General features: G+C 65.5%; 10 protein-coding genes and 1 pseudogene. 3 read left to right on the top strand and 8 right to left on the bottom strand.

Going from position 1 to position 13,071, the window contains the following annotated elements; genetic code table 11:
* Positions 1–16: 16 nt before the first annotated feature.
* On the top strand, positions 17–4,633 hold the full coding sequence (locus tag ACP69Z_RS08565; protein WP_426267082.1) for an Ig-like domain-containing protein: 4,617 nt from the start codon (positions 17–19) through the stop codon (positions 4,631–4,633).
* A gap of 39 nt (positions 4,634–4,672) precedes the next feature.
* Here the strand turns inward: ACP69Z_RS08565 and ACP69Z_RS08560 are convergent, their stop codons facing one another.
* The 4 genes from ACP69Z_RS08560 to ACP69Z_RS08545 are packed head-to-tail and all read right to left on the bottom strand — an operon-like array spanning position 4,673 to position 8,801.
* Positions 4,673–4,966 carry a hypothetical protein gene (locus ACP69Z_RS08560; protein ID WP_426267081.1) on the bottom strand — a complete coding sequence of 98 codons (294 nt, stop codon included), beginning with the start codon at positions 4,964–4,966 and terminating at the stop codon, positions 4,673–4,675.
* Positions 4,966–7,503, bottom strand: a complete 2,538-nt coding sequence (locus tag ACP69Z_RS08555) for a cbb3-type cytochrome c oxidase subunit I (RefSeq protein WP_426267080.1) — start codon at positions 7,501–7,503, stop codon at positions 4,966–4,968. The genes ACP69Z_RS08560 and ACP69Z_RS08555 overlap by 1 nt, the downstream gene beginning before the upstream one ends.
* On the bottom strand, positions 7,500–8,441 hold the full coding sequence (gene coxB, locus ACP69Z_RS08550) for a cytochrome c oxidase subunit II (protein WP_426267079.1): 942 nt from the start codon (positions 8,439–8,441) through the stop codon (positions 7,500–7,502). The genes ACP69Z_RS08555 and coxB overlap by 4 nt, the downstream gene beginning before the upstream one ends.
* 3 nt (positions 8,442–8,444) lie before the next feature.
* Positions 8,445–8,801 (bottom strand): c-type cytochrome, encoded by a 357-nt coding sequence (locus ACP69Z_RS08545; RefSeq protein ID WP_426267078.1) that lies wholly within the window; start codon positions 8,799–8,801, stop codon positions 8,445–8,447.
* Between ACP69Z_RS08545 and ACP69Z_RS08540 the strand changes: the two are divergent.
* Positions 8,715–9,371, top strand: a pseudogene (locus tag ACP69Z_RS08540) (c-type cytochrome); the annotation flags it as partial. The gene ACP69Z_RS08545 and the pseudogene ACP69Z_RS08540 sit on opposite strands and share 87 nt — an antisense overlap.
* A 25-nt stretch (positions 9,372–9,396) precedes the next feature.
* On the opposite strand, the gene ACP69Z_RS08535 reads toward ACP69Z_RS08540, so the two are convergent.
* Genes ACP69Z_RS08535 through ACP69Z_RS08520 form a run of 4 tightly spaced genes read right to left on the bottom strand, consistent with a single transcriptional unit; the run spans position 9,397 to position 12,558 of the window.
* The gene (locus ACP69Z_RS08535; protein WP_426267077.1) at positions 9,397–10,071 is read right to left on the bottom strand and encodes a cytochrome b; all 675 of its coding nucleotides are present in this window, start codon (positions 10,069–10,071) and stop codon (positions 9,397–9,399) included.
* Positions 10,068–10,814, bottom strand: a complete 747-nt coding sequence (locus ACP69Z_RS08530; protein WP_426267076.1) for a cytochrome c oxidase assembly protein — start codon at positions 10,812–10,814, stop codon at positions 10,068–10,070. Before ACP69Z_RS08530 ends, ACP69Z_RS08535 begins: the two co-directional genes overlap by 4 nt.
* Complete coding sequence (locus tag ACP69Z_RS08525; RefSeq protein WP_426267075.1) at positions 10,811–12,136, bottom strand: PQQ-dependent sugar dehydrogenase; 1,326 nt, start codon at positions 12,134–12,136, stop codon at positions 10,811–10,813. The genes ACP69Z_RS08530 and ACP69Z_RS08525 overlap by 4 nt, the downstream gene beginning before the upstream one ends.
* Positions 12,133–12,558, bottom strand: coding sequence for a DUF2231 domain-containing protein (locus ACP69Z_RS08520; protein ID WP_426267074.1), 426 nt, complete (start codon positions 12,556–12,558; stop codon positions 12,133–12,135). Before ACP69Z_RS08520 ends, ACP69Z_RS08525 begins: the two co-directional genes overlap by 4 nt.
* 178 nt (positions 12,559–12,736) lie before the next feature.
* On the opposite strand from ACP69Z_RS08520, the gene ACP69Z_RS08515 reads away from it, so the two are divergent.
* The gene (locus tag ACP69Z_RS08515) at positions 12,737–13,066 is read left to right on the top strand and encodes a hypothetical protein (RefSeq protein WP_426267073.1); all 330 of its coding nucleotides are present in this window, start codon (positions 12,737–12,739) and stop codon (positions 13,064–13,066) included.
* The last annotated feature ends 5 nt before the right edge of the window (positions 13,067–13,071 follow it).

Raw genomic sequence — 13,071 nt, 5'->3', positions numbered from 1 at the left:
GAGGGGATTGAAGCGAATGGCCAAGACCTATTTCAGCCTGAAGACCGGCAACTTCCTGCAGGATTGGAGCGACACCGGGCTGATCACGGCCAACGACGATTGGTCAAAGGTGCCAAGCATCGTCGGATATCTTGGCAACGACATGGTCGGCAGCTCAACGGGCGTGAACCCCGGCACGGTGACGGGCGACAGCACCGACGTCGACGTCATCGCCAACCTCACCAATCCCAACACCAGCACCAATGGCGGTGTTGGCGAATTCCAGATCACCAACCCAACGATCGCGTTGCAAGGGTCGGGCACGGCCGGCGCTCCGTACATTGCGCTCTACATGGATTCGACCGGGCGCGAGAATGTCGTCCTGACCTTCAATGCCCGTGACATCGACGGCAGCGCCGACAATGCCGTCCAGCCTCTAGCCGTCCAATATCGCATCGGCGACAGCGGCGCCTGGATCACCGTTCCGGCGGGCTCCTACAGCGATGTGACGACCGGCCCCAATGCCGCCACGCTCAGCACTCCGGTCGTGGTGGCGCTCCCGACCGAAGCGAACAACCAGCCGCAGCTGCAAATCCGCATCATCACCACCAATGCGCCCGGTAGCGACGAGTGGGTCGGCATCGACGACATCAACGTCAGCAGCATGGCGGTTTCCGCGGTGGCGCCTGGCATCCTCTCGATCGGCGATGCCAACCTCGTCGAAGGCGATGCCGGCACCACCGACATGCTGTTCACCGTCACCCGCAATGGCGGCACCGACGGCGCGGTGTCTGCGACCTGGACCGTGTCGCTGAACGGCACTGCGGGCAGCGATGACCTCGGTACCCCGCTGACGGGAACGGTGAGCTTCGCCGCTGGCCAGACCAGCGCCATCATCCGCGTACCCGTCAGGGGCGACCTCGCGACCGAGCAGAACGAGACCTTCTCCGTCCTGCTTTCCAATGCGCTCGGCGGCGCGACGATCAGCGACGGATCTGGTGCTGGCACTATCCGTAACGACGACTTCCCGCCGCTCGCCAACGTCTTCATCAACGAGATCAACTATGATCCCGCCGGCGACGACACCGGGGAGTTCGTGGAGATCGCCGGTCAAGCCGGAACCGATCTCACCGGATGGACGCTGGTGCTCTATAACGGCAACGGCGGCGGCACCTACGGCACCCCCCTCGCCCTCTCGGGTGTGCTGACCGACACCGCCAACGGGTTCGGCTTCCGCTCGGTGACCACGCCCGCCAATGGCCTCCAGAATGGCGAATCCGACGGTATCGCGCTGGTCGATCCCTATGGCCGCGTGGTGCAGTTCTTGAGCTACGAAGGCACGGTGACCGCGGCCAATGGACCGGCTGCGGGCATGACCTCGACCGACATTGGGGTCTTCCAGACCCAGGCGCCGGTCGGCACCAGCCTGTCGCTGACCGGCACCGGATCGAGCTACGCCGATTTCACCTGGGACTTCAACATTGCCGACACCAGCGGCGGCGCCAACACCGGGCAGAGCTTCCTGTCGGGCACCGATCAGGGCCAGATCCGCATCAGCGACGCGGCCGTTGTCGAAGGCAATAGCGGCACCACCGCCATGACCTTCACCGTCAGCCGGTCGGGCGGTTTCGCCACCGCAGCCTCCGTCGCCTGGACGCTTGACCTCGGTACCTCCGCCAGCGCGGACGATCTAGCCCCGGGCACGCCCGCAAGCGGCGTCATCACCTTTGGCCCCAACGAATTCACGAAGACGATCACGATTCAGGTTGCGGGTGACACCGTGGGCGAGAACAATGAAGGCTTCCTCGTCCGCCTCGGCGCGGTCACCGGCAATGCGACGGTGGTCGACGGCAGCGGCCTCGGCATCATCCTCAACGACGATCCGGTCGCCCGCTCGATCATGGAAATCCAGGGCGAAGGCCATGAATCGGCTTATGTCGGTCAGCCGGTCATCACCGGCGGCATCGTCACCGGGGTCGATATCAACGGCTTCTACCTTCAGGACCCCAAGGGCGACGGCAACGCGCGCACATCGGACGGCATCTTCATCAAGACTGCCGCTGCCCCGACCGTGGCGGTCGGTGACGCCGTTCAGCTCACCGGCATCGTCAACGAATACAAGCCCGCCGACACCGGCCTGTCGATCACCCAGGTCACAGCCTCGGCGGTCACCATCCAGTCGAGCGGCAATGCCCTCCCCGCTGCCGTCGTGATCGGCACCGGCGGCATCCTGCCCCCGACCGAAAGCATCGACAGCGACGGCCTCACCGTCTTCAACCCCGACGTCGATGGTATCGACTTCTGGGAAAGCCTCGAAGGCATGCGGGTCACCATCGACACGCCGATCGCCGTGTCCAACAGCAATGAGTTCGGCGAAACCGATCTCGTCGCCTCGGGCGGCATCGGCGCAACCGGCATCAACGAGCGCGGCGGGATCACCATCAGCGCTGGCGACTACAATCCCGAGAAGATCCAACTCGACGATCGCTTCGTCGGCCAGCCCACGTTGTCGATCGGCGACCGGCTCGGCTCGGTCACCGGCGTCGTGAACTACAGCTTCGACCGCTACGAAGTGCTCGCGACCGAGCGCGCGGTGATCACCACCGACCGGACGCTGGGTGACAACGACACGGCGCTCAAGGGCGATGCCAATTACGTCAGCGTCGCGACCTACAATGTCGAGAATATGGACCCGTCGGACAACAAGTACGACATCCTGGCAAACGACATCGTCAACAGCCTCAAGGCGCCCGACATCGTCGCGCTACAGGAAGTGCAGGATGCCGATGGTGCGGGCGGTGGCTCGATCCTCTCGGGTGCGAGCAACGTGCAGGGCCTGATCGACGCAATCGCCAAGCTCAGCGGCCTCGTCTACACCTATGTCGAGATCGCTCCGACCACCGCCAATTCGACCGGAGGCGAGCCGAACGGCAACATCCGCAACGGCTATCTCTATCTCTCCAGCCGCGTGACCCTGCTCGAAGGCAGCCTCGGCCTGATCGAGGATGCGGCGTTCAACGGCTCGCGCAAGCCCTTGGTCGCGACCTGGTCCTTCAACGACCAGGAATTCACCACCGTCAACGTCCACCTCACCTCGCGCCTCGGCTCCGATCCTTTGTGGGGCGATGCGCAGCCGCCGCGTGACGGCGGCGACGCCTCGCGTACGGCGCAAGCGGCGGCGGTTGGCGACTATGTATTCGACATCCTCGCGGCTGACGCCTCGCGCCAGTTCGTGCTGCTGGGCGACTGGAACGGCTTCTATTTCGAGAAGGCGCAGACCCAGCTGACCGATGGCGGCGTGTTCACCAATCTGTCGACCCTGCTGCCGGAGGAGGAGCGTTACTCCTACCTGTTCGAGGGCAATTCGCAGCTGATCGACAACATGCTGGTGACCGGCGGCCTGCTCTCCGGCGCGAAGTATGATGCGGTGCACATCAACGCCGAATTCACCGGCTCGCGCCCGACAGACCACGATCCGCAAGTGGCCCTGCTGCGCCTCGGGATCACTCCGCATGACGTGGTGATCAGCGGTGCCAAGGTGGCCGAGAACCTGCCGGCCGGGACCATCGTCGGAAAGCTCAGCGCGACCGACACGCCGGGCGACGCGCTCAGCTACAAGCTCCTTGACGATGCCGGCGGCCGCTTCACGGTCGATGCGGATGGCGTCGTGCGCACCACCGTCGCGCTCGACTTCGAGGCCGCGTCGAGCTTCACGCTCAAGGTGCAGGTCACCGACAGCGCGGGCCTCACCAGCAGCAATGATGTCACGATTGCCGTCACCGACGTCAACGAGGCGCCGGTTGCCAAGGCTGACAGCATCACGATCGACGAAGATGCGACCAGCGCCAATCTGTGGAGCCTGCTGCTCGGCAATGACAGCGACGTCGATGCCGGTGACATCCTGTCGATCAAGGCAGTCGGCACCGCGGGCACACTCGGCAGCCTGCTGTTCGATCCCGAGACCAAGAACCTGCGCTACGTCGCCGACAACGACGCGTTCGACGCCCTTGCGCCGGGCGCCACGGCGACCGACAGCTTCACCTACACCGTAACCGACAAGGGCGGTCTCACCAGCACCGCCACGGTCAGCGTGTCGGTCAAGGGTATCGCGGACGGGATCACGACGCCCGGTGGCAACGGCAACGACAGCCTGACCGGCACCGGCGGCGAAGATCGCTTGTCCGGCGACAATGGCGACGACCGCCTGTTCGGGCTCGACGGCCACGATCGTCTCGACGGCGGGCGCGGAAATGACCAGCTGTTCGGCGGGCGCGGCAACGACCTGCTGATCGGCGGCCAGGGCGACGACACGCTCGAAGGCGGCACGGGACGCGACAGCTTCGTGCTGAGCGCGCGCGGCGGCAACGACGTGATCCTCGACTTCGACATCGCGAACGACAAGCTGCTGTTCGACGGCACCGCCATTCGCTCCAGCGAGGCGCGCGACTGGAACGGTGACGGCATCACGGACATCCGCCTGAACCTCAGCGCCGGCGGCACCGTGACGCTGCTCGGCCTGTCGTCGCTGTCGGGTGTGCAGACCGGCACCTACAGCGAGGCGGGCGACGCCCAGCAGGCGCTTCGTCTCGACGCCACTGATGGTCTGGCCGAGCGCCAGGCCCTGATCAACGGCGATCTCTGGCTGATTGCCTGAGCTGAGCGGCGGGGTGGTTTGCGAGCCGCCCCGCCGCACTCAGCTGATCACGGCCGCCAGCCCCTGATAGACAATGGCCACGGCCGACAGCGCCGCGCCGAACAGCGCGATCCCGCCAAGCCACGGCCTAAGCTCGTCACCATCGCGCACCTGCCACACGCGCCATGCGCCATGGCCGAGCCATCCCACCACGACCAACGCCAGCACCGTCAACGCGAGCGTCAGCCATGCCGCCAGCGGCTGACCCGGAAACAGGCTGGCGGCGATGTAGATGGCGAAGAAGTGCGCGGTCCACACCAGCAACCCGCCCAGCGCAAACAGCCACTGGCGCATCAGGCCGCCACCGGGAACAGGCGGATCAGCAGAGCCGTCGCTGCGCCCTGCGCCGCTGTATAGAGTGTAAACAGAGCGACCACGTCGAACGTCGTATTGGCAGGCCGCGTCACAAGCCCCCGCGCCGTTCGCGCCGCGAGGTAGACGGCCATCAGCACCACGACCGCGACCAGCTGCCCTTGCAGCGCCAGCATGGCGTGCGACATCGCGCCTTGGCTGGTGAGCTCGGGATCAATCCCCTGCGCGCGCCAGCTGAACCAATCGATCGCTAGCGCGGTGGTCACGGCCACACAGCCGAACAACACTGCCGCGGTCGGGCTCCAGGTGGTTGACCGTTCGCGCTTAAGCAGCCCGCGGCCAAGCAGCACGAGCAGGGCGCCGGCGCCGTACAGGCCCGCGATCGGCCACGCCCACCAGCGGTTCGTTGGCAGCGTCCAGAAGCTCGGGTGAATGCCGTACAGGAACAGATAGCCGAACACGGCCATCAGGAAGATCATGAAGCAGACGATCAGAAGGCAGACGATCGCCCACCATCCGTGCGCGCTTCGTCCCGTGACGTAGGTCGGCAGCATGATCCCCGCGCCGACATCGACCTTGGGCATCGGCGGCGGTCGGTCGGTATCCCACAGCCAGCGCAGCACCGAGAAGATCGCCAGCGGCAGGCAGGCGACCGACAGAAAGTAGGCCTGCACCGTTAGCAGCAGGAAGAAGCCGGCGGTGAACACGGCCGCCAGGAACGGCCACACCGAGGGGCCCATCATGATCGTGAGATACTGCGGCTCGGCCCGAACCGGGCTGGTGATCAGGGTTTCGCGCAGGCCCGTCGCGCTGTTTGGAAGGAAGTAGCGCCCTTCCTCTACGTCGCGCGGTAGATCGGGATCGTCCCACATTGGCTGGCGGCTCTTCACCACCGGAATGCTGCGGGTGGAGTAGAGCCCGGTCGGAAGCCACTCCAGCGTACCGCCGCCATAGACATTGCCGACATCCTCATTGGTCGTGAACCGGAAGTTGCGTGCAAGGTCGAACAGGAACAGCAGCACCGACAGGGCAAGCACGAACGCCCCAACCGTCGAGAGCAGATTGGTCCATTCCCACTCCATCCCGGGCAGATAGGTGTAGACCCGCCGCGGCATCCCCATCAGGCCGGTCAGGTGCATCGGCAGGAACGTCAGGTGCATGCCCGCGAAGAACAGCCAGAACACCCATTTGCCGAGCCGCTCGGATAAGCGTTTGCGGCTGGTCATCCCCGACCAGAAATAGAAGGCGGCGAACACCGGCATCACCGCGCCCCCGATCAGGACGTAATGGAGGTGGGCAACGATGAAGTAGGTGTCGTGCGCCTGCCAGTCGAACGGCACCATCGCGACCATGACGCCGGTCAGCCCGCCCATGACGAAGGTCACCAGACCCCCGATCACGAAAAGGGTCGGCGTATTGAGGCTTGGCCGGCCGGTCGCCAGTGTCGCGATCCAGCTGAACACCTGGATGCCGGCAGGAATGCTGACCGCCATGCTCGCGGCGGAAAAGAAGCTGGTCGACAGCGCCGGCATGCCGGTCGCGAACATGTGGTGAGCCCAGACGCCGAAGCTGATGAAGCCGGTGCCAACCAGGGCGAGGACGATCAGCTGGTACCCGACCAGCTCCGTCTTCGCGAGCGCGGCGACCATCATCGACACCAGCCCTGCCGCCGGCAGGAAGATGATGTAGACTTCGGGGTGGCCGAAGAACCAGAACATGTGCTGCCACAGCATTGGGTCGCCGCCGCGCGTCGCGTCGAAGAACGGCCAGTTGAGCGCCCGCTCCAGCTCCAGCAGCAAGGTGGCCAGGATCACCGAGGGAAAGGCGATCAGGATCATGCCCGCGAACACCAGCATCGCCCACGCGAACAGGGGCATCCGGGCCAATGTCATGCCGGGCGCGCGGGTCTTGAGGATGCCGACCAGGATCTCGATCGCGCCGGCAATCGCGCTGATCTCGATGAAGCCGATGCCGAGCAGCCAGAAATCGGCGTTGATCCCCGGCGAGTAGGTCGTGCTGGTGAGCGGCGGATACATGAACCAGCCACCGTCGGGTGCGAGGCCAGCGAACAGCGACATGAAGAAGCACAGGCCGCCGATGAAATAAGCCCAGAAGGCATAGGCCGACAGCCGCGGGAATGGCAGGTCGCGCGCCGCCAACATCTGCGGCAGGAGCATGACCCCGATCGCTTCCATGATCGGCACCGCGAACAGGAACATCATCACCGTGCCGTGCATGGTGAAGAACTGGTTGTAGGTTTCCTGCGGCAGCACCCCGAGCAGCGGCAGCGACAACTGCAAGCGCATCACCAGCGCCAGCACGCCCGCCAGCAGGAAGAACAGGAAGGCAGCGCCGACGTACCACAGGCCGACATAGTTGTTGTTCACGTCCGTCAGGCGGGCCCAGCCAGTCGGCGACTTCCAGATTTCCTCCAGTCGCTCGAACTCGCCTTCTGGCCGCGGCTCCTTGGTCGGAAAGCGGTCGTAGAGCTTGGGATCGAACGCCGTCTCCGACCTCACTTCTGCGCCTCGAGATAGGTGGCGAGCGCGTTCAGCTGCTCGGCCGACAGGACGGTATAAGGCGGCATCCGGTTGTTGGGCTTGATTGCCTGGCTATTGCCGATCCACCCCATCAACGTGCCGCGATTGTTCGGAAGGATTCCCGCACCCAAGCTGCTGCGGCTGCCGACATGCGTGAGGTCCGGCCCTGCCAACCCGTTAGCGTTGGTGCCGGCAATGCGGTGGCACGACGAGCAGCCGGTGCTTTCGAACAATTGCGCGCCAGCGCTCGCGGTGATCGGTGCGGCGGCCGTCTGCCGCGCCAATTGCGTCGCCATCAACTCCGCGAATTGAGCGGGCTGGTGGGCGATGACCTTGAAGCCCATCAGCGCATGCGGTCCACCGCAATATTCGGCGCATTGCCCGCCGAACACGCCCGCCTTGTCGGCCTGAATGCGCATCAGGTTGCGGCGTCCGGGGATCATGTCGAGCTTGCCCGACAGACGCGGGACCCAGAAACTGTGGATGACATCGGCCGACTGGAGCTCCAGCACGACCGGGCGCCCGACCGGAATGTGCAGTTCGTTCGCGTCCTGCACCACTTCGCGGCCGCTGCCATCGAGATAGGCGACCCGCCACCACCACATCTCGCCGGTGACCCGCACACGAAGCTCGTTGCCGGTGATCGGATCGGACAGGTGCCGCGTCAGCGACAGGCCGTAGATCAGCAAGGCGGTCAGAACGACCAGCGGGAAAGCGACGCCGCCGACCCAGATCGCGGTCTTGCCGCCAACTTTCGCTTGCAGCGCGGACCGCCCGAAGAGCGCAAGGTAAAGTGCAACCAGCACCACCACCAGCACCGCGGAGCCCATGCCGAACAGAATCCAGCTCAACAGGCTGACCGAGGTCGCATAGGGTCCCGCCGGGTCCAGCACGGGGGGCGGCCAGCCTTCCAGCATGTTTTACTTCGCTCCCTGTTCGTAGAGGTAGGCCGCGATGTCGCTGGCATCAGCGTCGCTGATCGGCATCGCCGGCATGGCGGAGCCAGGCACCAGCGCGGGCGCGTTGCGGATGTAGGCGGCGAGCACGTCGGGTTCGTTTGAGAGCTTTCCTGCAATCAGCGCGCGCTCGGCAAGGCCATCGAGCGCAGGGCCAACCTTGCCCTGCGGCCAGCGCACGCCGGGGATGATGTGGCAGCTCCCACAGCCGACCCGCTCGATCACCGCCTTGCCATGCGCGGCATTGGCTTGCGGCATGAACTGGCGTTGGTCGGGCGGCGGCTTGCAGGCGGCAAGGGCAAGCGCCAGCAACGGGAACAACAGGCTCGTTCGGCTGGTTGCGGCTCCGTGCGCAAGTTCATGCTTCTCCTCGCAGCCACGACGCTGCTTGCCGGCTGCGCGGCGGCCGATACCACCTCGCTCGATCGCTTCGCCGCGAATGGCCGGCTGATCGCGCTGAGCGGCGCCAAGGCCGGGGCGTCCAACGCCTGCTTCACCTGTCACGGCCTCGAGGGACGCGGCAACGGCGCCGGAGCCCCTCGCCTCGCCGCGTTGGACGCCGGCTACATGGAGCGGCAGCTCGATGCTTATGCCGATGGGCGTCGCTACCACCCGCAAATGGGCTGGATCGCGCAACAGCTCTCCGCCGACGAACGAAAGGCGGTGTCGACCTTCTACACCGGTCTGCCCTTCGACGTTCGCACCGCCGCACCAGCCGAGCGGCTGGCGCTTTATCACCAAGGCGATTCCAATCGCGGCATCCTCGCCTGCGCCGCCTGCCACGGCGAGCAGGGCCAAGGCCTCGGCGCCGGCAATCCGCCGCTCGCTGGCCAGCCCGCGACCTACCTTGCCGAGCAGCTCCGCTTGTGGCGTATCGCCAAGCGCCGCAACGATCCCGGTGACGTGATGCTGCGGATCAGCCAGCTTCTGACCCCTGTGGAAGCGGCGGCGTTGTCCGCTTATTCGGCGGCACTGCCAGGCGGTGCCCGTCCCAGTCAGGCACTTCGGGAAGCATCGCCGACAGCACGTCGTGTCGATCCCAGAAATGATGCTTCAGCGCCGCCCCTGCATGTGCCGGAATCAGCAAGAGCAGAAGAATGACCGACGCGATATGCACGTCCTCGGCAAGGTCGAGGATGGCATATTGGGTGATCGCGTCGAGCGAGCTCAGCGGCACCTGCGGCCACGGCACGATCCCGCCCAGATAAAGCGGCCCGGGTGCCGCGACCGATGACCACATCACCCAGCCCGACACCGGCAGCGTGAAGAACACGACGTAAAAGGTCATCGCCGTCCAGTGCGCGATCTTGCTCTGAAAGCCCTGCCGATCAGCGTCATTGACGGGATCGGTGATCAGAATCCGCCAGAACACGCGCGCCACCGCAAGCAGCAGGACGGGAAGGCCCGCAGCACTATGCACCTGATAGGCGAATAGCTTGTCCCCGCCCGGCATGATCGAGTCGGCCCAGAACCCCCAGCCGATCTGGAACAGGATCAGCAGCGCCATGACCCAGTGAAAGGTGATTCCGATCGGCGAATAGCGGCCACGCCGCGTATGGCTGTTGCCCCATTCGCGCAGCCGCTCGATCATGCCGGCATGCCGTGATTCTCGGACGTGAACCAGCGCTGCGCGATGACGAGAGCCGCGGCGAGATACAGGCCGGCCGAGGGCGCCCACATGATGAGCCCGGCCATTTGCTGGTCCTCAAGCGCGCTGAAGCCCCACGGTTCGGTGGTGAAGAAATGCGGCGCGTAGAGCGGTGCCGCCGCGAAGGTAATCAGTGCGCCCAGCAAACCCATCTGCACCGTGCTCACCAGCAGCGCCGCGACCGACGCCAGCGCGCTCGTCCGCCGCAGCGCCGCCCAGAAGCCCATTGCGGCCACCGTCAGCGAAATCTGCATCAGCCAGTAAAGCGCATCACTGCTAAGCGCCTCGGCATAAAGTCCCGGCGCGTGCCAGAGCCAGAAGGTCACGGCCTGCACGCCCGTCCAGAACGCAAGTGAGCCCGGCCACCGTGTCCGATGCTCAGGCAGCGCGTGGACCAACAACGGCGCCAGCACTGCGGCGAGCAGCACATGGTGCGTTACCCGCGCGCTGAACAGCGCCGAGCTTAACGCGCAGAAGGGTGAGACGAACAAGAACAGGGCGAGACCAACGGCTGCAAGCGTCAGCCTCCGCTGAATGGCCGTCTCTCCTGCCCGCCACAGCAGCAATGCGGCAACGGCGATCCCGACCAGTAGCAGCGGGTCGAGGTTCCAGCGGCCAAACAGGTCGCCCGGCACCGGCGCCCCTCCGCAATAAGGCAGCCACTCGCGGCCGGCGGAAGGGCTCACCTGACTGAGGCGACCCGGGCCGGCGCTTGCGATCCTGTTGGCGTGACCCGCCACAAGGTGTTCGACAAGTCGTCCGCAACGATCAGCGCGCCGCGCGGATCGACCGTGACCCCCACCGGTCGCCCGAACGTCTTGCCGTCAGCTTGGAAGCCGCTGACGAAATCGACCGGCTGCCCGCTCGGCCAGCCGCCGCGGAAGGGCACGAAGCTCACCCGGTAGCCGACCGGTGTGCCGCGGTTCCAGCTGCCATGCTCACCGATGAACACGCCATCGGCGTAGTTCGCACCCATCGTGCCGTTGGAGAAAGCAACCCCGAGCGGCGCGTGGTGCGATCCAAGCGAGAAGTCGGGCTTGATCGTCTTGCCCACCATCTCCTGCTTGAACGGCTGGACGCGGCGATCCGGGTTGGCACCCCAATAAGCATAGGGCCAGCCATAGAAAGCGCCCTGGCGAACCGAGGTCAGATAGTCTGGAACGAGATTGGGCCCGAGCTCATCGCGCTCGTTGACCACCGCCCACAAACGGCCGGTGCCGGGCTGGATGGTCAGCGCGGTCGGATTGCGGATGCCCGTCGCATAAGGCCGTGAGGCGCCGGTCTGGGCGTCGATCTCCCAGATCATGGCGCGATCTTCCTCGACGTCCATGCCGCGCTCGCCGATGTTGCTGTTCGACCCGATGCCGACATAGAGCAGGCGGCCATCGGGGCTGGCGGTGAGCGACTTGGTCCAATGGTGGTTGATCGCCGCCGGCAGCTTGGTGACCTCCACCGCTGGGCCGCTCGCCGCGGTTTGCCCCGGCTGGTAGGCGAAGCGGACCAGCGCATCCTGGTTGGCGACGTAAAGCTGGTTGCCGACCAGCGCGAGCCCGTAAGGCGCGTTCAAGTTTTTCGCGAACACCGTGCGGCCCTCGTAAGTGCCGTCACCATTGGCGTCGCGCAGCAGGGTCAGCTGGTCGCCGCCTTTGACGCTGCTGGTGCCCTTGGCCATGAAATAGCCCGCGATGAAGTCCTTGGGACGCATTGCCGGGGCGTCGCCGCCGCCCTTGCCCTCGGCAACGAGGATGTCGCCGTTCGGCAGCACCAAAGTCTGGCGCGGGATCTTGAGATCGGTTGCGATCGGCGTGATCGAGAAGCCCTGCGGGACCGTCGGCCGGCGATCGCCCCATCCCGCCGGGCTGGCAATCTTGAGCGTCGGGACCAACCCGCGCTGCTTGTCGGGAAGCGTCGGGTTCGGCCCGAATTGCCGCGCATCGGGGTCCTGGCCGCCGCAGGCCGACAGGAGGCAAGCCAAGGCAGCGGCGGTGAAAAGGGCGGGCGACTTCATCGACGGGCTCCCGAGCGAAGGGTGGAGAAGCCGAGCCACACGGCTGCGACGGCGAGCAGCAAGGTAATGAGCGACATGATCAGCCCGGCCGGCATGGTCGCATAAGCGTCCTTGCTGTGGATGAGGGCAGTGATGAAGCCGATCACGAAGGTGGCGGACAAGACCACCAGATAGAGCACCGAGGAACGATCACGCCGCACATCAGCGCGGAAGAAGTCGATGATCGCCCAGGCGAGCGCCAGTCCAGCGAACACCAGCGCTCCTGCATTCAGCCACGCTGCGAAGTTGATCCACTGCACCTCGAAGGTCGAGGAGTAAGCCCAATCCGCCAAGAGAGCGCCGAGGAACAGCGCAAAGGTCGAGGCGAGGAAGAGTGCGTGGACCGGGTGTATGACCCGCCGCGGCGCGGTAGTGCTGGCCATGAAGCCTCCTTTGCGCGTCGGCCCGCCCCTCTCGGGTCAGGCCATGTGTGGAGCCGTTCTGTTAACGTCGAGGCTCCTTATCGCTGGAGCTACCTTGCCAATGCCGGGCGCCCGTACCGGTTCCGTCACAGATTCACGAAAGCTTGCCGGACGCAGCCGGTTCGGCCCCTGCTCGCGGTTGGCGGCCAAGCCCATCATCACAAAAGTGAATGACGGGATGTTTGGCCTCACTCATCTAAAGGCCTCTAAAGTTGGGGCTAATTCGATGGGCGAGCTTCTTGTCCTTGGCGATCTGAAATTCCGCAGTCATGAACGGCGCCAGCGTCGCATTGCCGAACCACGGCACGCAGAGAGTGATGCGGAATATTTCGAGCGGCGCAGCCGGGAAGAAGCGTGCTTCGCTGCCGAGGTTGCCTGCGACCAGACGCGGCTGATCCATCTCGAACTCGCGAGCCGCCATGCCCAGCGTGCGGCCGCCATTCGCGAGGCGTCGCAAAAGACCGCCTAACCCGC

Source organism: Sphingomonas sp. LHG3443-2 (assembly GCF_049896405.1).
In the GTDB taxonomy this organism is placed as follows: domain Bacteria; phylum Pseudomonadota; class Alphaproteobacteria; order Sphingomonadales; family Sphingomonadaceae; genus Sphingomicrobium.
Note: the sequence above shows the minus strand (reverse complement) of the source record. Positions and strands in the feature narration are given on the sequence as shown.